At 56.2% G+C, this 25,578-nt stretch carries 24 protein-coding genes and 1 tRNA gene; 8 read left to right on the forward strand and 17 right to left on the reverse strand.

Going from position 1 to position 25,578, the window contains the following annotated elements; all coding sequences use genetic code 11:
- Positions 1-40: 40 nt before the first annotated feature.
- The 4 genes from panB to ACYVAC_RS05495 all read right to left on the reverse strand — a co-directional run bounded on the left by panB (position 41) and on the right by ACYVAC_RS05495 (position 5,138).
- Positions 41-859 carry a 3-methyl-2-oxobutanoate hydroxymethyltransferase gene (gene panB, locus ACYVAC_RS05480; protein WP_461096597.1) on the reverse strand — a complete coding sequence of 273 codons (819 nt, stop codon included), beginning with the start codon at positions 857-859 and terminating at the stop codon, positions 41-43.
- 155 nt (positions 860-1,014) lie between these two features.
- The gene (locus tag ACYVAC_RS05485) at positions 1,015-2,448 is read right to left on the reverse strand and encodes a murein hydrolase activator EnvC family protein (RefSeq protein ID WP_461096598.1); all 1,434 of its coding nucleotides are present in this window, start codon (positions 2,446-2,448) and stop codon (positions 1,015-1,017) included.
- Positions 2,449-2,515: 67 nt separating this feature from the next.
- A complete protein-coding gene (locus ACYVAC_RS05490) occupies positions 2,516-3,358 on the reverse strand; it encodes a DUF4292 domain-containing protein (RefSeq protein WP_461096599.1) in 843 nt (280 codons plus the stop codon).
- Entirely contained in the window at positions 3,351-5,138 is a 1,788-nt protein-coding gene (locus ACYVAC_RS05495; RefSeq protein WP_461096600.1) for a tetratricopeptide repeat protein, read from the reverse strand. The genes ACYVAC_RS05490 and ACYVAC_RS05495 overlap by 8 nt, the downstream gene beginning before the upstream one ends.
- A 265-nt stretch (positions 5,139-5,403) precedes the next feature.
- On the opposite strand from ACYVAC_RS05495, the gene ACYVAC_RS05500 reads away from it, so the two are divergent.
- On the forward strand, positions 5,404-5,817 hold the full coding sequence (locus ACYVAC_RS05500; protein WP_461096601.1) for an Ohr family peroxiredoxin: 414 nt from the start codon (positions 5,404-5,406) through the stop codon (positions 5,815-5,817).
- A gap of 79 nt (positions 5,818-5,896) precedes the next feature.
- On the opposite strand, the gene ACYVAC_RS05505 is transcribed toward ACYVAC_RS05500, so the two are convergent.
- The 4 genes from ACYVAC_RS05505 to ACYVAC_RS05520 form a co-directional block, all read right to left on the reverse strand.
- The gene (locus ACYVAC_RS05505) at positions 5,897-6,196 is read right to left on the reverse strand and encodes a Dabb family protein (protein WP_461096602.1); all 300 of its coding nucleotides are present in this window, start codon (positions 6,194-6,196) and stop codon (positions 5,897-5,899) included.
- Positions 6,197-6,255: 59 nt separating this feature from the next.
- Entirely contained in the window at positions 6,256-6,975 is a 720-nt protein-coding gene (locus ACYVAC_RS05510) for an RluA family pseudouridine synthase (RefSeq protein ID WP_461096603.1), read from the reverse strand.
- Between the two features lie 157 nt (positions 6,976-7,132).
- Positions 7,133-7,372, reverse strand: coding sequence for a 50S ribosomal protein L28 (gene rpmB / locus ACYVAC_RS05515; RefSeq protein WP_461096605.1), 240 nt, complete (start codon positions 7,370-7,372; stop codon positions 7,133-7,135).
- 42 nt (positions 7,373-7,414) lie between these two features.
- Positions 7,415-7,615 (reverse strand): DUF5522 domain-containing protein, encoded by a 201-nt coding sequence (locus ACYVAC_RS05520; RefSeq protein WP_461096606.1) that lies wholly within the window; start codon positions 7,613-7,615, stop codon positions 7,415-7,417.
- A 111-nt stretch (positions 7,616-7,726) separates the two neighbouring features.
- Between ACYVAC_RS05520 and rocD the strand changes: the two genes are divergently transcribed.
- Positions 7,727-8,974: an ornithine--oxo-acid transaminase gene (rocD, locus tag ACYVAC_RS05525; protein WP_461096607.1), complete on the forward strand. Its 1,248-nt coding sequence runs from the start codon at positions 7,727-7,729 to the stop codon at positions 8,972-8,974.
- Positions 8,975-9,048: 74 nt separating this feature from the next.
- Here the strand turns inward: rocD and ACYVAC_RS05530 are convergent, their stop codons facing one another.
- From ACYVAC_RS05530 to ACYVAC_RS05550, 5 genes are all read right to left on the reverse strand, one after another.
- Positions 9,049-10,161, reverse strand: a complete 1,113-nt coding sequence (locus ACYVAC_RS05530; protein ID WP_461096608.1) for an MORN repeat-containing protein — start codon at positions 10,159-10,161, stop codon at positions 9,049-9,051.
- 111 nt (positions 10,162-10,272) lie between these two features.
- Entirely contained in the window at positions 10,273-11,292 is a 1,020-nt protein-coding gene (locus ACYVAC_RS05535; RefSeq protein ID WP_461096609.1) for a WD40/YVTN/BNR-like repeat-containing protein, read from the reverse strand.
- 74 nt (positions 11,293-11,366) lie between these two features.
- Positions 11,367-11,855, reverse strand: coding sequence for a hypothetical protein (locus ACYVAC_RS05540; protein WP_461096610.1), 489 nt, complete (start codon positions 11,853-11,855; stop codon positions 11,367-11,369).
- 39 nt (positions 11,856-11,894) lie between these two features.
- On the reverse strand, positions 11,895-12,347 hold the full coding sequence (locus ACYVAC_RS05545) for an RNA polymerase sigma factor (protein WP_461096611.1): 453 nt from the start codon (positions 12,345-12,347) through the stop codon (positions 11,895-11,897).
- A 186-nt stretch (positions 12,348-12,533) separates the two neighbouring features.
- A complete protein-coding gene (locus tag ACYVAC_RS05550) occupies positions 12,534-13,358 on the reverse strand; it encodes a Rossmann-like and DUF2520 domain-containing protein (RefSeq protein WP_461096612.1) in 825 nt (274 codons plus the stop codon).
- Positions 13,359-13,498: 140 nt separating this feature from the next.
- On the opposite strand from ACYVAC_RS05550, the gene ACYVAC_RS05555 reads away from it, so the two are divergent.
- The 3 genes from ACYVAC_RS05555 (at position 13,499) to ACYVAC_RS05565 (ending at position 17,154) form a co-directional block, all read left to right on the forward strand.
- Entirely contained in the window at positions 13,499-14,182 is a 684-nt protein-coding gene (locus ACYVAC_RS05555) for a glycosyltransferase family 2 protein (RefSeq protein ID WP_461096613.1), read from the forward strand.
- A gap of 114 nt (positions 14,183-14,296) precedes the next feature.
- Positions 14,297-15,787, forward strand: coding sequence for a cellulose synthase family protein (locus tag ACYVAC_RS05560; protein ID WP_461096614.1), 1,491 nt, complete (start codon positions 14,297-14,299; stop codon positions 15,785-15,787).
- Positions 15,784-17,154 (forward strand): hypothetical protein, encoded by a 1,371-nt coding sequence (locus ACYVAC_RS05565; protein ID WP_461096615.1) that lies wholly within the window; start codon positions 15,784-15,786, stop codon positions 17,152-17,154. The genes ACYVAC_RS05560 and ACYVAC_RS05565 overlap by 4 nt, the downstream gene beginning before the upstream one ends.
- Before the next feature lie 205 nt (positions 17,155-17,359).
- Here ACYVAC_RS05565 and ACYVAC_RS05570 read toward each other — a convergent pair whose 3' ends face one another.
- The 3 genes from ACYVAC_RS05570 to ACYVAC_RS05580 all read right to left on the reverse strand — a co-directional run bounded on the left by ACYVAC_RS05570 (position 17,360) and on the right by ACYVAC_RS05580 (position 18,164).
- Positions 17,360-17,596 (reverse strand): HNH endonuclease signature motif containing protein, encoded by a 237-nt coding sequence (locus ACYVAC_RS05570; RefSeq protein WP_461096617.1) that lies wholly within the window; start codon positions 17,594-17,596, stop codon positions 17,360-17,362.
- 16 nt (positions 17,597-17,612) lie between these two features.
- Positions 17,613-17,939 (reverse strand): hypothetical protein, encoded by a 327-nt coding sequence (locus ACYVAC_RS05575; RefSeq protein WP_461096618.1) that lies wholly within the window; start codon positions 17,937-17,939, stop codon positions 17,613-17,615.
- A gap of 149 nt (positions 17,940-18,088) precedes the next feature.
- Positions 18,089-18,164, reverse strand: a tRNA-Gly gene (locus ACYVAC_RS05580).
- 257 nt (positions 18,165-18,421) lie between these two features.
- On the opposite strand from ACYVAC_RS05580, the gene ACYVAC_RS05585 reads away from it, so the two are divergent.
- Positions 18,422-19,624 (forward strand): type III polyketide synthase, encoded by a 1,203-nt coding sequence (locus tag ACYVAC_RS05585; protein WP_461096619.1) that lies wholly within the window; start codon positions 18,422-18,424, stop codon positions 19,622-19,624.
- Here ACYVAC_RS05585 and ACYVAC_RS05590 read toward each other — a convergent pair.
- Entirely contained in the window at positions 19,584-20,324 is a 741-nt protein-coding gene (locus tag ACYVAC_RS05590; RefSeq protein ID WP_461096620.1) for a glycosyltransferase family 2 protein, read from the reverse strand. The genes ACYVAC_RS05585 and ACYVAC_RS05590 overlap by 41 nt on opposite strands.
- 149 nt (positions 20,325-20,473) lie before the next feature.
- Between ACYVAC_RS05590 and ACYVAC_RS05595 the strand changes: the two genes are divergently transcribed.
- Together ACYVAC_RS05595 and ACYVAC_RS05600 are read left to right on the forward strand one after the other, a co-directional pair.
- The gene (locus ACYVAC_RS05595) at positions 20,474-21,550 is read left to right on the forward strand and encodes a TerC/Alx family metal homeostasis membrane protein (protein ID WP_461096621.1); all 1,077 of its coding nucleotides are present in this window, start codon (positions 20,474-20,476) and stop codon (positions 21,548-21,550) included.
- 63 nt (positions 21,551-21,613) lie between these two features.
- Positions 21,614-25,552: an AAA domain-containing protein gene (locus ACYVAC_RS05600; protein ID WP_461096622.1), complete on the forward strand. Its 3,939-nt coding sequence runs from the start codon at positions 21,614-21,616 to the stop codon at positions 25,550-25,552.
- The last annotated feature ends 26 nt before the right edge of the window (positions 25,553-25,578 follow it).

The raw sequence follows: 25,578 nt of genomic DNA on the forward strand, positions 1-25,578 counted from the left end.
ACTGGCTTTCTTCTCGCGTCTGTTCTCTTTATGCTCTAACTCAGTACGCTTCTTTCTCGTTCGGGAAGTCGCTGATTTTCACGTCATCGACGTAATGAGCGATCGCCTGTGTCATTACGGTATGCAGATCGGCGTACCGGCGCAGGAAGCGCGGTTTAAACTCGTTGGTGATGCCCAGCAGATCATGAACCACCAGAATCTGCCCATCGGCGTCAGGACCGGCCCCAATGCCAATGGTTGGAATCGTGAGGCTTTGCGATACTTGTCTGGTGAGCAGCGCCGGAATTTTTTCAAGTACCACGCCGAAGCAGCCAATCTCTTCGAGCATTCTGGCGTCGGCCATCAGCTTGTTAGCCTCGGCTTCTTCTTTAGCCCGAACAGCGTAGGTACCAAACTTATAGATCGATTGGGGGGTCAGACCCAGATGCCCCATTACGGGTACACCTGCGCTTAAAATCCGGACGATAGACTCACGAATTTCCTGTCCGCCTTCGAGCTTGATGGCATGCGCCCCCGACTCTTTCATGATCCGAATGGCCGACCGCAGCGCTTCGGTCGAGTTGCCCTGGTAGGAGCCAAACGGTAGATCGACCACCACGAGCGCCCGTTTAACGGCCCTCACCACCGAACTGGCGTGGTAGATCATCTGGTCGAGTGTTATAGGCAGTGTCGTCTCATGGCCGGCCATAACGTTAGATGCCGAATCGCCGACCAGGATAACTTCTACCCCGGCCGCATCGACCACCCTGGCCATCGAATAATCGTAAGCGGTCAGGGCCGCAATTTTCTCGCCCTTATTTTTCAGTTCCTGAATGGTATGCGTGGTGACACGCTTGATATCGGCATTGTGAACAGACATTTCCTGTGGGTTGTGATGGTTTGTCGTTATCGAATCGAGTGGTTGTGCAGTCAATCAGGGTTTCACAAGAGTAAGGACAAACCCGGCGGCTAGACCAACCGCAACGGTCTACGACCGGTCGTGACACGATTGTACGCTGACGCTGAAGCGCTGTCCTATCGGGGCGAAAGCCACGACTCCGGGTTCAGCTTGGTAAACTCCTTCCAGATCTGAAACTGCATTTCCGACACGCCGTTTTTGTCGGTGGCTACAACGCCAATCGACTCACGGGCTTTTACGCGCTGCCCGACGTGCACGTTAACGCTCCGTAGTTTGGCGTAGACGGTAAAGTACGTGCCGTGCTGAATAGCGACTACATTGTTCATGCCGGGCATATTGGCAACGTCCTGCACAATACCATCGTAGACCGCCCGCACCCCTTCGCCAGCATTGGTCTGAATATCGATTCCCTGGTTCTCTACGTAGATACCTTTGAGCACGGCGTGGGCACGGCGGCCAAAATGGTCGGATATGAAGCCTTTGGAAACGGGCCAGGGCAGGCGTGCGCGCGAGGCCGTAAACGATGAAGCCAAAGCCGTTTCTTCGCTGTTGAGGTTGTTGTTGCGCCGTTCGTCGGGCTTGGGGGCCGGTGGCTCTACATCAATGGGTTTTTCAATCTTGGCAATAACCTCCGGATCGGGCTTACGACCTTCTTTTTCGGCCGCGGCAGCCTGTTCTTCGGCCTTCCGGCGCTCGGCCAGTTTGCGGGCGATTTCGGCGCGGGCTATGCGTTCGCGCTCGGCCCGGGCAGCCCGTTCACGGGCTTCGCGCTCGGCCCGCTCCCGGGCTTCCCGCGCTACCAGCCGTGTAATCATGGCTTCGAGCCGGCCAATCGACCGGCGGCTTTCGGCCAGTTCGGCGCGTAGCTCGGTTTCTTTCTGGCTCAACTCTTTCACGACCTGATTTTTTTCTTCTTTCAGGCCTTCAAGCTTCTCGGTTTCTTTGACTTTTGCCACCAGCGTGCCCCGCTGCTGCTTGCGTTTGCGCTGGGTAATCTGCTGCTTACTCTGCAGTTCGCTCTGCAGGGTATTCATCTGCCGTACCTGACTCTGCCGCGCTTCGGAATACTGCCGCAGATACCGGTAGCGGGCTACCAGCTGGTTGAAGCTGTCGGAGGCAAACAGAAAGCTAAGCGGATTGACCTGCTGGCGACGTTTATCGGCCGCATAAATCATGGAACCGTATTCGGCTTTAAGTTTATCAAGGTCGCGCGTGATGGCGTTACTGGCCTGTCTGAGTTCGGCTATCTCCGATTCGGTCAGCTGGATATCACGGCTGAGCAGCCCGATCTGTTGCGACTGGGCCTGGATCTGCTGGTTCAGGGCTTTGAGCTGGCCCAGGCTGGCCTGCTTCTCATTGGCCGTCTTGGTGAGCACGGTTCTGATCTGCCCCATCTTTTCCATGTTCTGCCGCTTCTCGCGTTCCAGCATCTGCCGGTTACGCTGCGTTATCTGCGCCAGCGCAGGCAGGCCCGCAGCCACCACCAGCAACAGCACAAGCGAAAGCCGGTACAGACCAGAGCGACAGGGGTAGGTATGGGTAACAAGCATAGGGAGCAAAACCAGATTCGGTAATCAGTTACAGGTGGGCCTTTGGGCAACGACCGCCCAAAGTTACCTAGAGCCGGCGTTTATACGTGGTTGGAATGGTAAACGGGAAACCGGGGTTTGTAGTCAGCAACTCGACTTTACTGTGCGTAACGGTCAGCTGCGTCTGCGCCGGTTGCCCGTCGGTGCGGGATCGGTAATCGATCACCAGCCGGCTGCTGTAGGGAAACAGGTAACTGGCCAACGCCGTAAAGTCAGTATAATCGATCTGAAGCCGATTGCCGGTGGCCGATTCGGTCATCGTCAGCGTCTTCAGCTTGCGATCCGGGCGGCCAATGTAGCTGTCGACGCGCAACGACCCGGTCTGCTGACTAATCAGTTGCCCATCGCCCTGCCCGGCGCCCACCTGCGCTGGCTGCTGAGGAAAGGGAAGCCCATCGACCAGCAGCGCCTGCAACAGATCGAACGTGATCGGAATATTGAACTGCCGACTCAACGTAGCGAAATCGACTACCGAGTACTCCCGATTGAGCCGGTTCATCACCGTTACCGAATCACGTGTGATCAGGGTTCTGCCGCCTTCGATACCCAGTTTGGAGACCGATAGCCAGATCAGACTATCTTTCTGCACCCGTATGCTCAGGCTCGCATTATCGACCTCCTGCTGCGGACTCTTGAACGACAGTTTCGATTTGGTGGTAAGAAAGGCAAAGTCGAACGGGGCTACCAGCGTACCGGGCAGTTGCCCGGCCGGACGGCTGCCAACCGTCGAATCAGGTCGCGACACCGGGGCGGGCGGCTGCACCGCCACCGTATCGGCGCGGGGGGCATTAGTAGCAGGAACCTGCCGCCGACAGCTGGTCTGACTGATCAGCCCGCCCAGCAGCAGCAACATAGCCAGATAATTAGTCATCGAGTTTACCAGTGGCTATTTTCGTGTCGATACCGGCACTGGCGCCACCTTTCGCTTTTGCCTTTTTCCATTCGTCGACAGCCTGCGTACGCTGTCCCAGGCGGTAGAGCGTATCGCCATAGTGTTCCAGAATGGTACCACTCACATTGGCTGGGTCGGCCAGCGCCTTTTCCAGGTACTGCCGGGCTTTTGCATACTCCTTCGATACATACAGCACCCAGGCATACGTATCCAGGTAAGTACCATTGGTTGGGTGACGCTCCACCAGCTTCTGCGCCAGTTGCTGCGCCCGCGGCAGGTTAGCCTTACGAAGCGACAGGAAATAACTGTAGTTGTTGAGTACGTGATCGTTCAGTGGATCAACTTTCAGCACGGCTTCGTAGGCCTCGTCGGATTTGGCATGATCGCCCAGCCCGTTGTAGGCATCACCCAACTGCGCGTTGATACCATTTTTCAGGGATGCGTCGGCTGTAGCCGCCATTAGTTTCTGGCTCTCCTCGAACGCATCGACGGCCTGCTGGTAACGCCGTTTGATGAGATTGGCCGAACCATTGGAATACCAGAAAAGCCCCTGCGTCGGAAACACCTCCAGCGCCTGCTGCGAATGGAGCAGCAAACTATCGACCTGATTTAGTTCGCCATCGAGTTGAAGCAGGGCTCCCCATACTTCATACACCGACCCGTCGAGCCGGGCCGCCTGGCTATAGGCATCGCGGGCATCGGCTTTCCGGCCCTGCTGCATGAGCAGATCGGCCAGCATCACCTGAGCCTTCGGATCGGTAGGGCTGTTTTTGGCCAGATCCTGCGCCAGCACCAGTGCATCCTGCCGGCCACTGGCGCTCTCTCCAACCAGCCCCACATAACCCGACAGAATGCGCGATTTCAGCGCAGGCTCCAGATTGGGGCTCGACAGCACCCGATCCAGTTCCGATTTCACGCGGGCACTGTCTCCTTTACGCCGGTAGATGTCGGCCAGCAACACGTGGGCCTGGGGCAGGTCGGCCGTAATCTTGAGTGCCCGGTCAATCCAGGTCATTGCCTGATCGGGCCTATCGTTGGCAATCAGCATCTCAGCCCCTTCGAGCAGATAATCGGGATCGCCGGGGGCCGACAGCACCAGCTTTTCGGCCTCTTCAATGGCTTTATCAATTTTGTTCTGCTTGAGGTATATCCGCTGTTTCTGGCGACTGATTTCCTCATTCATACCCAGCTCGCGCTCGACCCGGCTATAGGCATCGAGCGCCTTGTCGGGCTTCTCGTCGAAGAGATAGATAGCGGCCAGTTCGATGCCATACTCCGCATTATCGCCCCCTTTCTTCACCAGCGTCTCATAGAGGTCTTCGGCCTCGCCATAGCGCTTCTGTTTCACATACAACTCGGCCAGCAGGAGCGTGTAGAACTTGTTGGCCGGGGCAAGACTGTGGGCTTTCAGGGCGTAGGGCAGTGCCTCAGCCGTTTTGCTCATCTTGAGCATGGCAGTGGCCGTGGCATACTGAGCTGCTGCGTTGGCCGGATCTTTCTGAAGGATTTTGGCGAACAGCGGCACCGCTTTCACGGGCTCCTCGGTAATCATGAACCGCATGCCATCGGTAAACAGCTGCTCTTCTTCGTTTTTGGCCAGGGTGGTCGAGTTGGGCGCATGGCGTGCAACAGCCGTATCGGGTTGTGCCACCCGCCGACGCTGGGCCACAGCCGGTGAGCCAGCGATCCAACCCATTCCTAACCCGATCAGCCCAACCAGCAGGGGCCTACAAGCGAGAAAGCGAAAGCACGTGTTCATGCGGTTGAGCGTATTGAGTGGCGTATCTACCAAAACGACCCGTATCCGGTTCTATTGCGGTTATTTTGAGCCTAAGGCCTTTAGACAAAGGTAGTTCAAATTGGTGTAATGTCGGTAACAGCGGGCCGGGCGGTCGGATGGCCCCCAAATGCAGCCGCAACTCGAGAACAAAAGGCCCGTTTTGAGTTATACACCTGTCGGTGGCCGGCCGGAGAACCCGTCGGTACAAGCCCGGCCTCACATAAACTGATAACCCCGAAACACAATGGAAACGCTGTATACAGCCACCGTCAGCAATGTCGGCGGACGCGAAGGTGACGTTAAATCGCTCGATGGTATTCTGGAGCTGGACCTGAACCGGCCGGTCGAAATGCACGGCAAAGGCGGCAAAGCCAACCCCGAAATGCTGTTTGCGGCTGCCTACAGTGCCTGCTATAACGGCGCGCTGATGGCGGTTGCCGAAAGCCGGAAAATCATCCTGCCCCAACACGCGGTTGAAGTAAGCATCTCGCTCAACAAAGACGGCAACAACATGTCGCTGTCGGGCCGGATTCTGGTGAAAGCCCCCGGTATGGAGCACGAGCAGCTGCAGAACCTGGCCAACACCGCCCACGCCGTATGTCCCTACTCGAAAGCAGTAAAAGGCAATATGGATATGCAGGTCGATGTACTGGTCTAGCCAGTTGCCGATCCCGCTTTAAGCAAACAAGCCGACCCCAGCTGGGGTCGGCTTGTTTGCTTATGGACCATAGCGTCAGCTAGCCAATCGCATCGTAGATCAGAACACGTTCCCAGAGGTGGGCGCAGTTGGCCACGAAGGCTTCGTGTTTGGGATGCACCTGATACGCATCGTGGGCCGCCTGATCGGCGAAGACCAGGGTCAGCGAGAAATCGTAGCTGTGGTCAATTACCGGCCGGCGGGTTTCGGCCGGCGTGCCAATATAAATCGTGGTGATGTCGCTGATACTGGTCAGCGTCTGGAGGCCAGCCCGAAGGGCATCGTGGTCGGCCTGGTTTTCGGGGCTCTTGAGCCAGAAAAATACGGTATGTACAAACATAGCGGTAACGTTAGACGGGCTGCAAACTACGCAGGCACACCGAATACCGGCCTACCCGATCAGGAAAACTTCTCCAATTGCTTCACCAGCACGCCAAAATCTTTCGGGTAGGGAGCCTCGAAGGTATGTTCGGTACCGTCGAGCAGGGCAAATGTCAGCGAGTGGGCGTGTAATGCAACCCGATGAATCAGCGGTAACTCTTCGGTGCCCTCCTTCAGGTTGAATTTGCGCTTTACCTCCGACAGAAAGACGGGCTTGCCGCCGTAGGTCGGGTCGTTGACGATGGGCGCTTTCAAACACATCAGGTGCACCCGAATCTGGTGCATCCGGCCCGTTACGGGCATACACTCGACCAGGGTAGTGGTACGGTACGCGTGCAGGGTGTTGAAAATGGTTTCGGCCACTTTGCCCTTCTCCCGGTCGATCCGCACGGCCGTTCCGTCTTTGATGGGCGAAATGGGCAGATAAACCGAAATCCCGTCGAAGTCGTGCACGCCGTTGGTAACGGCGTGGTAGCGCTTGGTCACCTCCCGGTGCTCGAACTGCATGGCCAAGTGCCGGTAGGCGTCGGGGTGCTTGGCAATGGCCAGAATACCCGACGTTTCCTTGTCGAGCCGGTGACCTAACTGCGCATCGGCGTGGTAAGCCTTGGCCATCCGGACAATGCTCTGCGACCGGTCGTTGGTTCGTTCGTCGAGCGAGGCAATGTGGGGCGGTTTATTGATGAGTATGTAATCATCGTTTTCAAATACGATGAGATCCTCAAAGTTGAGTTTCATGGAAATGGTGTTTAAAGCCAGAACTGTCTGCGGTAACGTCTAGGCTGCCGGGGGATATCCATTCAACCGCTATACCGCCCCCAGCCAAACCGTACCGAAATACAAAAAGCCTCTTCCGGCTGGAAGAGGCTCGATGCCATGGAGGCATACCCCTCGATTAGATCGTGAGGGTACCGCGCTCGTATGCCTTTTGAAGGGTAGCTTCCAGCCCGTTCTTGTTGATGGTCTTGATGGCCGACGTAGCCACCCGCAGCGTAACCCATTCGCCGGTTGATTCGACGAAGAACCGCTTTTTCTGCAGGTTCGGGAAGAATTTACGCTTGGTTTTATTATTGGCGTGCGATACGTTGTTTCCCGTCCGCGTGCGCTTTCCTGTGATTTGACAAATTCTGGCCATTACCGTACTCGTTTTCCGTATGAGGGCGCAAATTTGGCTAAATTATTCATTATCTGCAACTCCGCCCCCCTTTTTTTTGAAACCATACGGGCAATGCCGACACCCGTTTCGGCAACAGTAGCCCCGTTTTCGGTGGTATGCTTCGGTAAACACCAAAAATCCTTCGGCTGTGTAGTAGTAATCTTCAGGAGTCAGTGCTGGTTGTTCAGGGTCGGATTGCGTGGCCATAGCGGGTTTGGGCATCTGCCCGAATCACTGTATTTTTGAGCACAACGGGTTACGGTGCGACTTGGTTGCACCGGGCCGGCTGCTTCTTCATCAACTTCCTGTTTACTACCTTTTTCCCGATTCGCTATGGATACGATTCTCTCTTCTTCGGCCACCGAACAGGCTATGCAGCTCGAATGGAAGTACGGTGCCCACAACTACCACCCTATCCCGGCCGTTCTGAGTCGGGGCGAGGGCATCTTTGTGTGGGACGTCGACGATAAACGCTATTTCGACTTTCTGTCGGCCTACAGCGCCGTCAGCCAGGGGCACTGCCACCCCCGTATCATCAATGCCATGATCGAACAGGCCCGGCAGCTTACCCTGACCTCACGGGCGTTCTACAACGACAAGACGGGGCTGTGCGAAAAATTCCTCTGCGAGTACTTTGGCTACGACAAGGCACTGCTCATGAACTCGGGCGCCGAAGGGGGCGAAACAGCTCTCAAATTAACCCGGAAATGGGCCTACAAAGTGAAAGGCATTCAGCAGGATCAGGCCAAGACCGTTTATGCCGCCGGTAACTTCTGGGGCCGCACCCTGGCCGCGATCTCGTCGTCGACCGATCCCAGCAGCACCAACGACTTTGGGCCGCTCCTGCCCGGTTATATCGTGATTCCCTACGACGACCTCAATGCCCTCGAAGACACGTTTAAGCGCGATCCCAATATTGCCGGTTTCATGGTAGAACCCATTCAGGGCGAAGCAGGCGTGGTGGTACCGCACGAGGGCTACCTGCGCGGAGTACGGGATCTGTGTACCAAATACAACGTGCTGTTCATTGCCGACGAAGTGCAGACGGGTATCGGCCGGACGGGCAAGCGCGTTGCCTGCGACCACGAACAGGTAAAGCCCGATCTGCTCATTCTGGGCAAAGCACTCTCGGGTGGCACCATGCCGGTCTCGGCCGTAATGACCTCCGATGAAGTGATGCTGACCATCAAGCCCGGCGAACACGGCAGCACATACGGCGGTAACCCGCTGGCCTGTGTGGTCACGATGGAAGCTCTGCGCGTGGTGGAAGACGAAAAACTGGCCGAGAATGCCGAGGCCATGGGCCAGATTTTCCGCGCCCGTATGACGGCCCTGAGCGAAAAAACCGACACGGTCAAATCGGTGCGCGGCCGGGGTCTGCTCAACGCCATTGTTATCAGTGAGCGTCCCGATCTGGGTGCTGAGACAGCCTGGGAGATTTGCCTTAAACTGAAAGACAACGGGTTACTGACCAAGCCAACCCACGGCGATAAGATCCGGTTTGCCCCCCCGCTCGTTATCAACGAAACGCAGATGCATCAGGCCTGCGATATTATCGAAGAAACGATTCTGGCGTTCTGATAAACTGTATTCTGCCAGCAAAAAGGGGGTAGCCACAGTGGCTACCCCCTTTTTGCTATTGCCTTCGTTGTGGTCTAGCGGCTGCCTTTCAGACTAACTTTGGTACCATCGGCCATGTAAAGCGTATTGGTAGCCGCCGGCTGGCCATTGCTGAACAGCCCGACCAGCCGATCGCCGTTGGCGAAGTGATAAATGCCTTTGCCGTTCGGCACGTTTTTCTGGAACCAGCCTTCATACCGATCGCCGTTGCGGTAGTAATAGATGCCATAATCCGTTCGCAGGTTATCGCGGAAATTCCCTTTGTACTTCACCTGCCCATCGGCATAATACTCGGTGCCTTCGCCGTGTTTGTCGCCGTCTTCAAACTCACCGGTGTAACGTTCCCGAGTAGGGTACACAAACACACCGTTCCCATCCTGACAGTCGCCCGAAACGCAGCCTACCGTTGCACGACCAGCGGGCATACGTCCGGGGGCCGGGGAGGCTACCACTGGCCGTGACGCCACCGGCCGACTGGCCAGCACCGGGCTTGCCGCAGGTCGGGGCGCAATAGCAACGGCAGGCTTGTTGCCAGCCCGGCTCTTCGGATACATGGCTTCGGCTTCGAGCCAGCCTTTCCGGATGGCGTCGATACGGGCCGGTTTGGCCGGGTGGGTAGGCGTAGCGCGTTCATCGCCCAGAGCCTCGACCGCCACCACCGACTCATCGAGCGATGCGCCAAGCTGGTGCAGTACGAAGCCCGAAAACCTATCGGCTTCGATTTCCTTCTGCGGCTGTCCTCCGCGCCCGTCGATAGTGTGGCCCTGCAGGTGATGCCCGATCTCGTGGGCCATAATACTGATGGCCGACCAGTCGGTTTCGGTTTCCTCCTCGATGCCCTGCATGAAAGCGGCATCGTAGACAATGAACCGTTGTCCTTTCAGCACCGTGGCAAAGCAGTTGTCGGTGTTGGAGCACTCGATAATCTTAAAGTTGCGCATGAGCCCGATGGGCTTCAGAATCCGGTCGACCACGCGCTCAGCATGGCCGTTGGACACCGTGTTGGGTGAGCATACCACCTCGGGTACGGTGCCATGCCCGGTATAGTTGCAGATAAACGTGCCCGGTATCCGAACCTGAGCCGTAGCGGGGGCCAGCTGAGCCAGCCCTAAAACAATGGAGAGTACTAAAACCGATTTCACACGCATAACCAAACGGGGCTATTTCAGTCAACACGCCTGCATAACGACAGAACTGGCTGCCGTAGTTTATGCCGGCCTGCGTATTGACACAGGCCCCCGTATTTGTCTGGATCGGCTTTACTTAAAGACTTGCTTACTGACCTTACCCCGGGCGCCCACGGCGTAGCAGGTACCCTTCACGCAGGCAAGGGCGTGGTGCCCGTCGGCATCGATTTTCTGCCAGGTCTGGCCCTGGTCGGCCGAGATGCCCGAGCCCGATGGCCCTATTACCAGCAGCCGATCGCCGGGCAGCAGCGCCACGGCTTCTTTGAGGCCGGCGGGCTCCGTGGCGGTAAGCAACGACCATGTCTGTCCCCCATCGCGGGTGATTATGGCGTTGGGACCTGCCTGCTGCTCCTGTTTGTAATTACCGCCGACGGCAACACCTGTCTTTTCGTTGAAAAACCGCAGCCCGAACAGGCCGGTTGCTTCGCCCCCCGGCAGTGGCGTTGTTGCTACTGTCCAGGTCTGCCCCCGGTCGGTAGAGCGAAACACGCGCCCACTGGGCCCTCCGCCGGATGCGATCCAGACGCTTCGTTTCCCCTGTACGACCAGACTGGTACCGCTGGCGGCAAAAGCGGCTTCGCCGGGCAACATGGGCGGCAGCGCCTGAGCCGGCACTGGCTGCCAGCTGGTGCCGCCATCGCTCGTGGTCAGCATTACCCACCGGCCATCGACCGGGTCGCTGAAGACAATCCCGTGGTCGCGATCCCAGAAATCGAGTCCGTCGAAAAACACTCCGGGCTGTTTGGTCTGGTATTGCATCGTCCAAGTCTGACCGCCATTGGTTGTTTTGTAGATCCGCGCCTGATCCTGCTCGGCCGGGCCGGCGCTCATTAGAATAGCCGTCTGCGCGTCAATGGCCTGCACGTCGCGGAAATCGCAGGTCCCGGCGTCCGGTACTGTGCCCGTTTGCCAGCTTTTGCCCCCATCGGCCGACCGGACATAGGTGCCCTTGGTGCCACCGATCCAGATCACATCGGCCCCGGCCATACTAACCGCCCGAAAACTGGCGTCGGTACGAACGGCCTGCGCCTGCCACTGGGCGTGAGCAGGCCAACACAGTACCACTAAAACAAGCAATCGAACCAACCGCATACGAACCAGAAATCGAGGTCAGGACTGGCGCACGACCAGCCATTACCTGCCGAATAAACGGCATGACTACATCACTATTGCCCGGGTGCCGGTTGGGCCGGGGCCATCTGCTGCACGGGCGCGGCCTGCATTCGAAGCATTTCCTTTTCGAGACTGCTGGCTTTGAAATAATAATACAGGCCCAGAATCAGGAAAATTTTCGACAGCACAAACACGGCAATAAACGCGGGCCGCCAGTACTTATGCACCCGAATGTGCGTTTCGTCGACATCGACATGCACATAGTGTGGCCCGGTTGGTTCGGGTTCGGACGGGCGACGACGCTCCTGGGTTTCGGGTGCCCACGGCTGAATCTCGCTCCCGCTCAGCTGATGCAGTACGGCGTTTTTCAGACCGGGAGGGGGCGGAACGGCGTGGCGCATGAAAAACTGCTCCATATCTGTTTCCAGCTCCTCCAGTTGCTGTTGCAACTCCGTATCCTGCCCAAGGAGTTGCTCGACCTCGGCGCGTTCCTGCTGTGTGGTCAGGCCCATCAGATACGCTTCCAGGAAGCCTTCTGTCATGTATTGATGCCGCTGTTGTTGTGACTGTTGAGCCATGGGTCAGGATGCTTGAAACGATTTAATATACTCCCGGATGGCCTTCATCACATCACTACCCGAGATCTGAAGCCGTTCGGCAATTTCGTTTGGATGGCAGCCATGCCAGAACGAAAGATTGAATACAACTTTGGGCAGGTTGCCCTGTGTGGGCGAGAACGACGTACCACTCCGCTCCGCCACGCTATCTGCCGAGCGCCGGGTTTCGAGCGACCGAAGACGGGCCATACGAATAATGGTGCAGCCAAGACCCGAATCGTTGAGGTCAGGGCTGGTGCGCAGGAGATCAGTAAACAAATCGACCAGAATTTTCTGGGCCAATTCCGGCTGTGGCACAATCTGCAGAATAATTCCGTAAGCCATGGCCGAATAACGATCATACAACGCTATCTGGTCTACAGGCGATGCTTTAACCGGCAACACCTCCAGCTTATCCCGATGTTCTAATGACTCCATAAATTCTGAATGCTTACGTCAGCACGGGCCGGCCAAAGCGGGCAAGCCCCTGCCCCGTCCCGTGCAAAAACTATCCCATTGCAGCGATCGGACAACCAGATTTGGCAACCGATTAGTAAAAATACGCTCCTTTGCAGACAGAATAAATAGAAAACAGCCAGATAATTTCAGTATCAGCTGATTCGCTCACGAATCGCCGGCTTCGGCCTGCCGCAACAAACGCTGCTGCCGGATGCTTTCGGTCATGAGTCGATAAATATCCGCCAGCAGCGGCTGCCCGGCCAACAGGGTCAGGTGCGCCTGAATCGTCGACAGATCGCCCCGCCGGGCCGGTCCTGTCTGGACGTCGGCCGGATCGCTGGCCGACAATCCTTTCCGGATGGTTTCCTGAATCAACGGTATCAACAACTCGAACTCCAGCCCGTTCGACATTGTCAGTTCGTAAGCCTGGGCCAGCAGATGGTTCGTAAAGTTGCAGGCCAGCACGGCCCCCAGATGCAGCACCAGTCGCTCCGACGAACTGACGAGGTACACAATCTGACTGATCTCCTGACCGAGCCGCACCAGTTCCTGTTCCGTCTGTTCGTCGCCGGCTTCCAGACACAGGGGAATACCCGCAAAGTCGAGCAGCGGCTGTTCGCGCGTGAAGGTTTGCAGGGCATAAAAAACACCGGCCCGGACCGGCACATCGCTATAGATCGACAGCCAGTGGCGCAGTTTATCGAGTGAGCAGCTGCCTGACGTATGCACCACAATGGCATTTTCGGGCAGTACCAGCCGCGAGCATACCTGAGGCAGGGCATCGTCGGGAACGGCCAGTACAAACAAATCGGCATTGCTGCCGGCAAAATTCAACTCGTCGTGCAGACGGGCATCGTACAGGTTACTGATCAGCCGCCGGGCCGACTGGGGCTGCCGGCTATACACTTCGCTGATATGATGCCCGGCCGATTCGAACGCCGGTGCCAGATGCCAGGCCAGATTGCCGGCGCCGATAAACGATATGTTCATGAACAAGTATACAGCATTTTGGCCAGATTCGGGGCTCGAACACCGCAACCATAGCCGTGTTGGGTACCCGGGCGGGAACGTTCTGCCCCGTTCTGTTCTTTAGTAAACACAATCCCGTTTTCCCCCGAAATATTCACCTTTTGGCTATCGTCGTTATTATCCCCGCATTCAACGAGGAAAACTCCGTGGGCCATGTTGTCCGCGACATACCAGCCACCCTGGTCGACGAGATCATCGTCGTCAATAACAACTCCAACGATCAGACGGCGGTGCAGGCCGCCCGGGCCGGAGCTACCGTACTGAATGAACCCATTCAGGGATACGGGCGGGCCTGTCTGACGGGTATTGCCTACGCGGCCAGCCTGTCGCCCCAGCCGGCTATAGCCGTATTTCTCGACGCCGATTACTCCGACTACCCCGGTGAGATGGTTCAGCTGATCGAGCCAATCCTGAAGGGGGAGGTCGATATGGTGATCGGATCGCGGGCACTCGGTAAGCGCGAACGTGGTTCGATGACGCCCCAGCAGGTGTTTGGCAACTGGCTAGCCACTACCCTGCTCCGCTGGCTGTATGCGGTCCATTATACCGATCTTGGGCCGTTTCGGGCCATTCGGTTTTCGTCGCTGCTGGCCCTCGACATGCAGGATAAAACGTACGGATGGACAGTGGAAATGCAACTAAAAGCGGCCAGGAATCGGTTACGTATCATGGAGGTTCCGGTGAGCTATCGCCGGCGCATCGGCTTTTCCAAAATATCGGGCACCGTAAAAGGCACCGTGCTGGCCGGCTACAAAATCATCACCACCATCTTCCGCTACTGGTAGTTGGGTCGTAGCCAGCCAGATTGGTCAGTAAGTCGATTTTAGGGCCTAATTTAAACCTATTGCCTATTCTTCCCCTTTAAGGCCTAGCACCTTACTCAACCAATCGATAACCTGATGGAACTGGCTGTACTTTGTTTATACGGTCTTGCTCTGCTTCTGCTGTTTTTATACAACTGTGGTCAGCTAAGCCTGATAATTAGCTACCTGCGCTCGAACCGACAACGCCGACGCATCAGCGCGTCGCTGCCGACCCTGACCGAGGAGCAGCTCCCCCGCGTTACGGTTCAGCTACCGGTCTACAACGAACTGTATGTAGTCGAACGCCTGATCGACGCGGTGGCCAAACTGCATTACCCGGCCGAGAAGCTCGACATCCAGCTGCTCGACGATTCGACCGACGAAACAGTCGACATCATTGCCTCCCGCGTGGCGTTCTACCAACGCATGGGTGTTCCAATCCAGCACATCCGCCGGCCCGAACGAACAGGCTTTAAGGCGGGGGCACTGGCCTATGGTCTTACGCTTGCCAAAGGGGAGTTTATTGCCATTTTCGACGCCGATTTCGTACCCGACCCCGACTTTCTGCTCAAAACCGTACCCCATTTCAGTGACCCGCGGGTAGGTATTGTGCAAACGCGCTGGGAACACCTCAACGAAGACTTTTCGCTGATGACCCAGCTGCAGGCCTTTGGGCTGAATGCGCACTTTACCATCGAACAAAGTGGCCGTTACGAATCGGGCTACCTGGCCAATTTCAACGGTACGGGGGGTGTCTGGCGTAAAGCCGCCATTGCCGATGCAGGTGGCTGGCAAAGCGATACGCTGACCGAAGACCTCGATCTGAGTTACCGTGCCCAGCTTCGGGGCTGGAAATTCGTGTACCGCGAAGACATCGGCTCGCCAGCCGAATTGCCGGTAGCCATGAATGCCCTTAAATCACAGCAGTACCGCTGGATGAAGGGCGCGGCCGAGTGTGCACGGAAACTCTTCCGCAAGGTACTGCGGACGCCCGGCGTATCGCTGTCGATGAAGATCCACGCGTTTTTCCACCTGTTCAGCAGTGCTACGTTCATCCTGGTGCTTATTCTGGGCGTAATGAGTGTACCCCTGATCTACATCCGCAACCAGCATCCCGAATGGGAATGGGCTTTCTACGTGATCAACCTGTTTCAGCTTAATCTGCTCATACTGATTACGTTCTACGGCATTCCGTTTTTTCTCTTCGAACAGGGCAACAAGGCCAAGATTATCTGGTATTTCCCCATGTACTCGTCGCTTATGATGGGCCTGTCGCTGCATAACACCATCGCTGTGATCGAGGGCTATGCCGGCCGTAAAACCCCCTTTGTCCGGACGCCCAAATTCAATGTCAAGGCCGCCAGCGATCGGTGGGATGCCAATAAATACGTCAGTCGGCGGGTTAGCTGGCTCACCCTCGTCGAAGGGCTCCTGATGCTTTATTTCTTCGGCGGGCTCCTGCTGGCGTTCTACGTGCACGACTTCCGGATGTTTTTTCTCCACATCATGCTCATGGTCGGGTTTGGTATGGTCTTCGGCTATTCGCTGCTGCATGCCGGGCGCCGGGCCGTACCGGTACAGGCATGATAAGCCGGTTTGCGTGGCTGCTTGTATCGGCAGCCGGCTATGTCGGGCTGACGTATGGGGTACCGCGTGCGCAGTTCTGGCCCCTCATCGGCCTCTTCGGACTGCTGACCGCCGGCTATTACTGGCTTTGCCGTCGTGTCATACATCCTCTACACGCAACGGATTCCGACCGTCAGCCCGATTGGGTGCTATTTGGCGCGGCCGTCGTGTTTCGGCTGCTGCTGGTAGGGGCTATACCAAACCTTTCCGACGATGCGTTTCGGTTCATCTGGGATGGGCGATTACTGGCGCATGGCTATAATCCTTACCAGTACCTGCCTTCGGCGCTGGTCGATACACCACTCGCTATCCGTACCGGCCTGAGCCGATATTTATACGAGCGGCTCAACTCGCCCCACTACTACACCGTTTACCCACCCGTCAATCAGGCCTTTTTCGCGCTGGCCGGCTGGGTGGCTCCCGGCCCACTGCCGCAGTCGCTGTTGCCCGCCCTGATCGGGCTTCGGCTGCCCATTCTGCTGGGCGATATTGCCGTAATCTGGCTGCTGACAGTCCTGCTCAGCGCGCGCGGCCTTTCGCCTAACCTGGCCCTACTGTATGCGCTAAACCCGCTTGTCATTGTCGAGCTTACCGGCAACATCCATTTTGAGGGGGTTATGATTGGCTTTACACTGCTGGCAATCTGGCTCGCGTTTCGGCAGCGGTGGGTGCTCGCGGCCCTGGCCCTGGCGCTGGCTATCGGTACCAAACTGCTGCCGCTCATGCTGCTCCCGCTGGCCGTGGCAGGAATCGGTTGGAAACGGGGGCTTTGGCTGGCCGGACTGACCGGTCTCTTTACGCTAGCTCTTTTCGCACCGTTTGCCAGTATGGCGCTGTTACAGAACATGGGCGCAAGCCTCGATCTCTACTTCCAGAAATTCGAGTTCAACGCCAGCTTTTATTACCTGGTGCGGGCAGTGGGCTACTGGATCCGGGGCTACAATACGATCGAGACGGTTGGCGTCGGCTTGTCATTGCTCACGACGCTGGGTTTACTCGCCCTAGCTTTCTGGCCATTCCGGCTGTCGGTTTCAGGGCGGGTGCTGGCCAGTCTGACGTTGTACTTTCTGATGGCCACCACCGTACATCCCTGGTATCTGACCACGCTGGTAGCGGCTTCGGTGTTCACGCACGCCCGGTACCCACTGCTCTGGTCGGTACTCGTGCCGCTCTCCTATTTCACCTACGCCCGGCAGCCTTACCATGAAAACCTGTGGCTCACGGCGCTCGAGTATCTGCCGGTACTGGCACTAGCCTGCTGGGAGTGGCGCCAGCCGCAGCAATCGGCCACGGGTCCAGAATCCCGCTCGACAGTTCGGACTTCATAACGACAAAAAATGCCCCGCTGCGATCATAGCAACGGGGCATTCTAAATTCCTTGTACCAGGAGCGGGAGTCGAACCCGCACGGGCCGTAAAGCCCACAGGATTTTCTTACCAACTACAGCTTTCGCTGCTCGTTGCCTTTCGCAACGATTTGTGGTCTGGACTTTCTCTTCACCATATTCTGCAAGCAGAAGTTAGGTGCCGCCTATTAAGTCTCTACACCTTCCGCACCGGCTTTCGCTGGCAGGCTTGGCTCGGGATTGCCAATCATCACTGATAAGGTTTCCCCGAATTTAAGCGGTTCTACTCCGGCTGTTTCCAACCGGGCACTCAAATTTCTGATATTCTTTGCACGGTAATTCTCTGTTAACGCATGGCAACTAGGACAAAGTAATTTCAGATTCTCTAACGAGTTATCTGTATTTATCCCATTGATGTGGTGCATCTCCAACGGAATGGGTTTAGAAAGCCATTTCCCCTAAGCCGCACGATTCACACTGGTGTTGCTTCACTCCTTCCTTCAGGAGTCTTTGCTTCAGTTTATGAGTTTGATAGGTTGTATACGATCCATCAAAAATCTCATTCAGTGAAACCGCCACCTTGGATGGAGCTTTTCTGATACCCCGTCCAGATTGGTTTGGCTTGAAACAACCGAGTCGCTTTGCATGAAAACAAAGTGTCTTGTAATTCATACCAAGTTTTACCGCTGCTTGAGCCATGCTGGAGGAAGCCTCACAAGTAGAAATCATGTGCTCTTCAAATAAAGCATCGAACACATAGCGTGCCACACGAACTGACGTTATTCACGCCAATCACAGAAAAAAACCGAGAATATCAAAGAACAAAGTCCGGCGTGTCTACCGATTCCACCATCCCGGCAACCTTCCTACGCTGTAGGTACGTACAAAAAAAGCACCGCTACTCGGTGCCTTTTCTGTGGAGCGAAAGACGGGGTTCGAACCCGCGACCTCGACCTTGGCAAGGTCGCGCTCTACCAGCTGAGCTACTTTCGCGTTTTTTATTTTGATACGCCGTTGTGACAGCGAATCGTGATGCAAAAGTAAGGCTTAATTCCCGTTTGTCAAGAACCTACCTCAACTTTTTTTTCGATCAGGCAGCAATACCCTCATTTTGAAAGCCTTATCGAACCAACTTTTTTTCAGGAGCCGCTTCGGCCTATTTCCGAACTTTACGGGGCACAGCGAGTTGTGTTGAAAGTGATTGGCCAGGCTAATTATGCACTAGCCAATGCCCCCCTAACCTATTCCGTATGTCACAACGCACCGACGCCTACGTCAACGCCATTGGTCGGGCGGTACCCGCTTATTCGGCCAGTCAGGAACAGGCAGCCCAGTTTATGGCCAATCTGCTCCAGTTCGATGACCGGGACCGCCGTCGTCTGTCTGCGCTGTACCGATTCACCCGAATCGACAAACGCCACTCAGTCCTGTCTGACTATACCAAACAGCCGGGCGAATTCACCTTTTACCCAAACACTGAGGGGCTCGAACCGTTTCCAACCGTAAGTCAGCGCATGGGACTGTACCGGCAGGAAGCCGTACCCCTGGCTTTGAAAGCGGTGGAGGCCTGCTTCGATAGCTACCCGGATTTTAATCCGCAGACCATTACCCATCTTATCACGGTGAGCTGCACGGGACTATATGCTCCCGGACCGGACATCGAACTCATCGAAGCGCTGGGGCTGCCCAAACATACCCAGCGGCTGGCCATCAACTTCATGGGCTGCTACGGGGCTTTCAATGGCCTGAAAATGGCCGACTCGATTGTCCGGGCCAACGCCAATGCTACGGTGCTGGTCGTTTGTATTGAGTTGTGTACGATTCACTTCCAGAAGAAAACCGGAACCGACCATTTACTGGCCAACGCCCTCTTCGCCGATGGCGCTGCTGCCGTACTGGTTCAGAACCAGCCCCGGCCCGACCTGTCGTTCCGGCTGCGCTCGTTCTACTGCGATCTGCTCCCCGACGGGAAAGCCGAAATGGCGTGGCACGTGAGTGATTTCGGCTTCGAAATGACCCTGACCGGCGAAGTGCCAAGACACATTCAGGAGGGTATCGGTACGCTTATGGAACGACTCCTGCAGCAGAGTGGTCTGGCCATGGAGGATATAGGCCTGTATGCCCTGCACCCTGGCGGACGACGCATTCTGGAAGTAATTGAGGAAGAACTGGGCCTGACGCAAACCGACAACCGCTATGCCTATGCCGTACTGCGCGAGTTTGGCAACATGTCGTCGGCCACCGTACTGTTTGTGCTTAAACAGATCTGGGATGATCTGGCCCGTGGCGACCTGACCATCCGGGCTGAACAGCCTAATCTGTTCAGTTGTGCATTTGGCCCCGGCCTGACCCTCGAATCAATGATTCTGGAGGTTGTGATGCCCACCGTCGAAGCCGGGCCCGAAGAAGCAGCTATTTCAGCAACTTCCAGTGCATCAGTCCTATTTTCGTAAGGAAGTAGTAAAGCGACGTTTTGAGTACACCCAATCCGTAAATCGAACTCCGCTTGAAGTTGATCGATGACGCTTCCTCAAAGTATTTTGTGGGGCAGGTTACTTCGGCGATTTCGAAACCCTTGTAGAAAATCTGGGCGATCATTTCGTTATCGAAGATGAAGTCGTCGGAATTATGCGTGAAATCGAGGCTTTTCAGAACGTCACCCGAAAAAGCCCGGTATCCCGTATGGTATTCAGAGAGCTTCTGGTTCATCAGCAGGTTCTGTGTGAACGTCAGGAACCGGTTGGCCACGTACTTATAGAGTGGCATACCACCTTTCAGCGCTCCTTTGCCCAGTATACGCGACGCAAATACCACCGGGTAAAGGCCATTTCCGATAATCGAGATCATGGCTGTCAGCAGCAACGGGGTGTATTGGTAATCGGGGTGAAGCATCACAACGATTTGCCCGCCCAGTTCGAGCGCTTTGGCATAACACGTTTTCTGGTTACCCCCGTAGCCTTTGTTACGGTCGTGGCGAATTACGTGTTTGATACCCAGTTGACGGGCAACTTCGGAGGTATTATCGGGACTGGCGTCATCGACTAAAATTACATCATCGACAATATCGAAGGGAATTTCGCGGTACGTCCGTTCCAGGGTAAGTGCTGCCCGGTAGGCGGGCATCACAACAATTACTTTTTGGCCATTAAACATGGGGTCAAAACTAATGCCTAAGCCTCATTATGCCAATTATTTACCAGCCGATGGCGGCTGCTTCTAGCGAATGACCTTAAATTTGTGTTTATTTTATCACGAGCCCTCATTCCGGCATACCAAACGACAGGGTGAATCCCTGCCTGACAATGTCAAACGAAACGTTATTTTTTGCATCCTTCGCCGTCTTTGTTCTGGTGATCATGGCCGTCGATCTGGGCCTGTTTTCGCGTACCAAAAGCCACGTAGTGACTTTCAGGGAAGCTGCTACCTGGAGTGCAATCTGGGTGGGGCTGTCGGTAGGCTTTTACTTTTTTCTGCAGAAGTTCGGTTACCTCGTCCACGGTATCGATTCCATGGCGCGCCTGCAGGAAGTCAGCAAAGCCTACTCTGAGCATGTTGCACTGATCCCCGGCAACTTCGAAGCCAGTCTGGCCAAGTTTCAGGCCAATATGGCACTCGAATACATCACCGGCTACCTGGTCGAGTATTCATTATCGGCCGATAATATTTTTGTGTTCATCCTGATTTTCAACTCGTTCGGCGTTCGGGAACGGTACTACAAGAAAATTCTGGTCTGGGGGATTCTGGGGGCCATCATCCTGCGATTCTTCTTTATCTTCATTGGTTCGGCCCTGATCCAGCGCTTTGAGTGGATCATGTATCTGTTCGGAGCTTTCCTCGTTTACACGGGTCTGCAACTGTTTTTCCAGAAAGACGAAGACGAGAAAATTGATCCGAGCAGCCACCCGGTTATCAAGTTTGCCAGCAAGTACCTCAACGTGTATCACCGCAACGTGACGGACAACTTTTTTGTCCGCCGGAAATCCGATCACAAGCTGTTTGTAACACCCCTGTTTCTGATCGTGATTGTCGTAGCGTTTACCGATCTGGTGTTTGCGGTCGACTCGATACCCGCTATTTTCTCGATCACCAAAGACCCGTACATCGTGTTTTTCTCGAACGTGTTTGCCATCATGGGGCTGCGGTCGATGTTTTTCTTCCTAGCCAGCATTATGGACCAGTTCCGGTTCCTGAAAGTAGGGCTCGCCGTGCTGCTCACGTTTATCGGGGCCAAAATGCTGGCAGAACCCTGGCTACACGATCTGGGCTTCAAACCCGTTTATTCGCTGTACATTATTGTGGCTATTCTGGCCACCAGTGTGCTGGCTTCGTGGCTGATTCCGGAGTCTAAAACCGAGACCCGGGAGCCAGTTGAACCCTGACGAGCTGCGTGAGGGCAGGCTGTTCGGGCAGACACAGGCTTCTGTCTTTTGTTCTGTATTACTGTGCATATACCGGTTTCGCCTTCCGTTCTTCGTGCCTACCGCCGACGTCTGACTAACCTGAGCAGCCGCAACCGCTCGCTCGTATTAAGCAGTTTGCCGGCCACACAGTGTCTCGACCTGCACGACGCTGACTTTGTGTTGGGTAAGCCATCGTTCAGCCTGATCGAAGGACTGCTCGAGCGCCGGACCTCCATTCCGCTGTGTGCGGTACTCGACGCCCGACAGGAGCGCAGCAACGAACTGAGCCGAAAGCTCCGGCGCATCGATCGTACCGCTCGCTTTATCACCGATGAGCGGGGTACCGAAGATTTGTTTGTGGGCTGGCCATTTGTGCGGGGTAAGTTTCTCGACGGCTCTGTCGTACATGCCCCCCTGCTGTTCTTCCCGGTAGCGATCGATCAGCAGGGCAAGAACTGGCGGCTAACGCGCCGGGGCGACATACTGGGCTTTCTCAATCCGACCTTCCTGATTGCCTACAGCCAGTTTAATCAGGTCAGGCTCCCTGATGAGCTGGCCGAGAAAACCCTGGCCGAGTTTGATCGCGATCCACTTGTGTTCCGGACGCAATTGTACGAGTGGTTGAAGAGCAGCCCGCTGGAGTTGAATTTCAACACCGATCTGTTCACAAATACCCTGCAGTTTTTCGACCGTCAGAGCCTGCGCAGCCTCGACCAGCTGGAACGCACGGGCGAGCTGAAATTGATGTCCGAAGCGGTACTGGGCATTTTTCCGCAGGCCGGTTCGTATCTGGTACCCGACTACGATCGGCTGCTCGCCCTGGCCACCGATACTGATGATGCCGACAGCCACCTGCATCGGGACGAACCAGCCCAGACCGACAATTTGGCCTGGTTGCCCGAAAAGCTACTCCGTACACCCCTTCCGCTCGATGCGCCCCAGGAGGCTGCTATCCGCGCTGTACGCGCCGGGCAGTCGCTTGTGGTGCAGGGGCCGCCAGGTACGGGCAAGTCGCAGCTGATCGCCAACCTGATGGCCGATGCCGCAGCGGCCGGCAAGCGTGTCTTGCTGATCTGCCAGAAACGGGCCGCCCTCGACGTTGTCTTTCAACGACTCGACGCTGTAGGGATGGGCGCTTTTCTGGCGTTGATTCACGATTTTCAGAACGATCGACAGGCCCTCTATCAGCAATTGGCCAGTCAGATCGATCGACTGGATGCGTATCGGCAACTAAACAACGGGCTCGATGCCGTTTTGCTCGAACGTGATTTCGATCAGGAAAGTCAGCGGATCGACGAAGCCGTTCAGTTTCTGGATGCATTCCGAACGGCTCTTTTCGACAGCAGCCGATTTGGTGTATCGCCCAAGGAGCTTTACCTGACCTCGTCACCTCATCAGCCCATACTGTCCCTGCCTGCCCTGGCAGACTGGTTCGACGGAACATCAGCTACTTCGTTTGCGGAACAGCTTACCGCCCTGGGTGCGTATCGGCAGCGACTCGGCCCAAACCACCCCTGGGCCGTGCGCCGGTCGTTCCAGGGATACTCGCTCGCCGATCGGGCCTCCATCGATCAAATCATTACGCAATGGCGCCAACAGGCCGTTGGCGCCCAGCAACAGTGCCAGGCCCTGGGGCTACGACCGTTGTTGCTGGCCGATCTGCAGCAATGGCACGCGGCCGCATGGTCGTTAACGGCCCTACAAACCCTGCTTGACCGACCCGACGCCGAACAACTTTGGCCCGCCCTGCGCCGGCTGCTGGCCGACCGCACTCACCCGGCACACAGGGCTGACGAATCGATCCTGCTTCGGCAGGCTACCGATTGGGCCAATGCCCAAACCGAACCCTTTCCGAACCAGGTACTGGCTCCCATAGACCGCCCCCCGTTCCGCCTGTTGCTTACCGAAGCCCAAAAGGCCCGGGCTTCGTGGGCTGCCTGGCAGTGGTGGCGCCTGACCAGCAACGGAGTCGCCCAACTCGACCGGGTGCTGCTCGGCAATGGTTTGACAGCCTCTGAAGCCGATTTGCAGGTGCTGGCCACGCGGCTCGACAAAGCGCTACTGGCCGACGCCCTGACGCGCGATACGGCCGTCCTGTTCGAACACCTGCCGATCCTCCCCTCACCCGACGGCCTGCGACAACTTGTGTACCTCACTCAGGTGCGCGATCGGATCGACGACCTGCCGGTACTCGCGCAATTGCCTGATGATGCCTGGCAGACCTGTAGCCGCTTCAGACAGATCATCCAGACATTAGTAGTAATGGCTACGGAGGTCGTTGATGTATATACCGCTCAGCCTTACCTGACCGATTCACAACTGACCGAACTTTGGACCGATGAAGCCCTGGCCCAGTGGCTTCGGCAGACCCTTCGCACCGATTTTGATCTGCTCGTTGAAGCGGATCGGATACTAGGTGGCTTTACGCCCGAACAGCAGGCGGTGGTCGATTCTCTGGAAACCAGTATACCCGATCAATGGGCAACGTTGTTCATAAACACGGTACGGCTGGCCTGGCTTACTCAGCTTGAAGCCGAATCGCCGATACTTCGGAGTGTTTCGTCGCTTCGTATGGAACAAACCGAACGCCAGCTCCAGCAGAGTCTGCAACGGAAACAACAGCTAAGTCGCGATATCTTACTGGTTCGCCTGCGCGAACAAACGTACCGCAGGCTCACGTATAACCGACTGGGAAATCTGTCCAGCTACCGCGACCTGCAGCATCAGGTTACCAAGAAGCGAAGCGTATGGCCCGTACGAAAACTCATGGATGCCTTTGCCGATGATGTGTTCAAGCTGGTGCCCTGCTGGCTGGCATCACCGGAGTCGGTATCGGCCATGTTTCCACTCCGTGAAGGGCTGTTCGACCTTGTCATTTTCGATGAGGCATCGCAGTGTTTTGCCGAAAGCGGTCTGCCAGCCTTTCACCGGGCCCGGCAATTGGTGATTACCGGCGATAGCCAGCAATTGCGCCCCAGCGATTTGTACCGCACCCACGTTGATGACCAGCTTAGCGCTGACGAGGAGCCAGCGCCCGAACTCGATGTAGAATCCTTGCTTGAATTGGCCACCCGGCATCTGCCACAGCGTTGGCTGACCGAGCATTACCGCAGCCGCTCGCTTGATCTGATAACCTTTTCGAACCAACTGTTTTATCAGAACAAGCTGCAGCTGTTGCCCGACTTCGCCACTGTCAACAGCCACGAACCGGCCATTACTTACCAGCGGGTCGAAGGCTTGTGGGAGCAACAGACAAACCCCATCGAAGCCGAAGCAGTCTGCCGCCTTCTCGAACAGTTGGCCGTCGAAAAGCCAGGTCGTTCGGTTGGCGTAGTCACCTTCAACTATCCTCAGCAGCAACTCATCCAGAATCTACTCGATGAAACGCCTTTGGGGCAGACAATCCCTACCCTTTTCGTTAAAAACATCGAGAACGTACAGGGTGACGAACGGGATATCATTGTTTTCTCCGTTGGCTACGCCCCCGACGCCCGCGGTCGACTCGCCATGCAGTTTGGCAGTCTTACTATGACAGGGGGCGAAAACCGGCTCAACGTAGCCGTTACCCGCGCCCGCGAGCATATTTACGTAATCACCAGTTTGTGGCCCGATCAGCTGAATGTTGATACCGTTTCGGGGCAGGGGCCCCGCCGGCTACGCGATTATCTGGCTTATGCCCGTCAGGTTTCCGATGGCCAGTTTCAGCCGCAGCCCCCAGTTCAAAGCCAGAGCCAGTATCAGCTCAGTCGTCAGCTTAGCGGTATCCATCCCGACTGGCGACCAGAGTTGCCCTTCGCCGATCTGACCGTCCGTCAGCAGAATGGGTATCATTCACTGGTGTTGACCGACGATGAACAGTATCATTGTCAACCCGCCAAACAATCCCATGCTTATCTGCCCTTGGCGCTGTACCAGCGGCATTGGCCATTTCAACGGGTCTGGAGTCGTCAGTTCTGGCAGGATACCCCTGAACCGACATGAAAAAAGGGGGCAGAACATCCATTGTT

The sequence above is a fragment of the Spirosoma luteolum genome (genome assembly GCF_054778875.1).

Excerpts from the sequence above, each read along its gene's own strand:
- ACYVAC_RS05595 (WP_461096621.1), top strand. The coding sequence starts at position 20,474 with ATGTCAAACGAAACGTTATTTTTTGCATCCTTCGCCGTCTTTGTTCTG.
- ACYVAC_RS05545 (WP_461096611.1), bottom strand. The coding sequence starts at position 12,347 with ATGGAGTCATTAGAACATCGGGATAAGCTGGAGGTGTTGCCGGTTAAA.
- ACYVAC_RS05495 (WP_461096600.1), bottom strand. The coding sequence starts at position 5,138 with ATGAACACGTGCTTTCGCTTTCTCGCTTGTAGGCCCCTGCTGGTTGGG.
- ACYVAC_RS05485 (WP_461096598.1), bottom strand. The coding sequence starts at position 2,448 with ATGCTTGTTACCCATACCTACCCCTGTCGCTCTGGTCTGTACCGGCTT.
- ACYVAC_RS05560 (WP_461096614.1), top strand. The coding sequence starts at position 14,297 with ATGGAACTGGCTGTACTTTGTTTATACGGTCTTGCTCTGCTTCTGCTG.
- ACYVAC_RS05585 (WP_461096619.1), top strand. The coding sequence starts at position 18,422 with ATGTCACAACGCACCGACGCCTACGTCAACGCCATTGGTCGGGCGGTA.
- rpmB (WP_461096605.1), bottom strand. The coding sequence starts at position 7,372 with ATGGCCAGAATTTGTCAAATCACAGGAAAGCGCACGCGGACGGGAAAC.
- ACYVAC_RS05590 (WP_461096620.1), bottom strand. The coding sequence starts at position 20,324 with ATGTTTAATGGCCAAAAAGTAATTGTTGTGATGCCCGCCTACCGGGCA.
- ACYVAC_RS05570 (WP_461096617.1), bottom strand. The coding sequence starts at position 17,596 with ATGCACCACATCAATGGGATAAATACAGATAACTCGTTAGAGAATCTG.
- panB (WP_461096597.1), bottom strand. The coding sequence starts at position 859 with ATGTCTGTTCACAATGCCGATATCAAGCGTGTCACCACGCATACCATT.
- ACYVAC_RS05500 (WP_461096601.1), top strand. The coding sequence starts at position 5,404 with ATGGAAACGCTGTATACAGCCACCGTCAGCAATGTCGGCGGACGCGAA.
- ACYVAC_RS05565 (WP_461096615.1), top strand. The coding sequence starts at position 15,784 with ATGATAAGCCGGTTTGCGTGGCTGCTTGTATCGGCAGCCGGCTATGTC.
- ACYVAC_RS05510 (WP_461096603.1), bottom strand. The coding sequence starts at position 6,975 with ATGAAACTCAACTTTGAGGATCTCATCGTATTTGAAAACGATGATTAC.
- ACYVAC_RS05535 (WP_461096609.1), bottom strand. The coding sequence starts at position 11,292 with ATGCGGTTGGTTCGATTGCTTGTTTTAGTGGTACTGTGTTGGCCTGCT.
- ACYVAC_RS05490 (WP_461096599.1), bottom strand. The coding sequence starts at position 3,358 with ATGACTAATTATCTGGCTATGTTGCTGCTGCTGGGCGGGCTGATCAGT.
- ACYVAC_RS05505 (WP_461096602.1), bottom strand. The coding sequence starts at position 6,196 with ATGTTTGTACATACCGTATTTTTCTGGCTCAAGAGCCCCGAAAACCAG.
- rocD (WP_461096607.1), top strand. The coding sequence starts at position 7,727 with ATGGATACGATTCTCTCTTCTTCGGCCACCGAACAGGCTATGCAGCTC.
- ACYVAC_RS05550 (WP_461096612.1), bottom strand. The coding sequence starts at position 13,358 with ATGAACATATCGTTTATCGGCGCCGGCAATCTGGCCTGGCATCTGGCA.
- ACYVAC_RS05540 (WP_461096610.1), bottom strand. The coding sequence starts at position 11,855 with ATGACAGAAGGCTTCCTGGAAGCGTATCTGATGGGCCTGACCACACAG.
- ACYVAC_RS05530 (WP_461096608.1), bottom strand. The coding sequence starts at position 10,161 with ATGCGTGTGAAATCGGTTTTAGTACTCTCCATTGTTTTAGGGCTGGCT.
- ACYVAC_RS05520 (WP_461096606.1), bottom strand. The coding sequence starts at position 7,615 with ATGCCCAAACCCGCTATGGCCACGCAATCCGACCCTGAACAACCAGCA.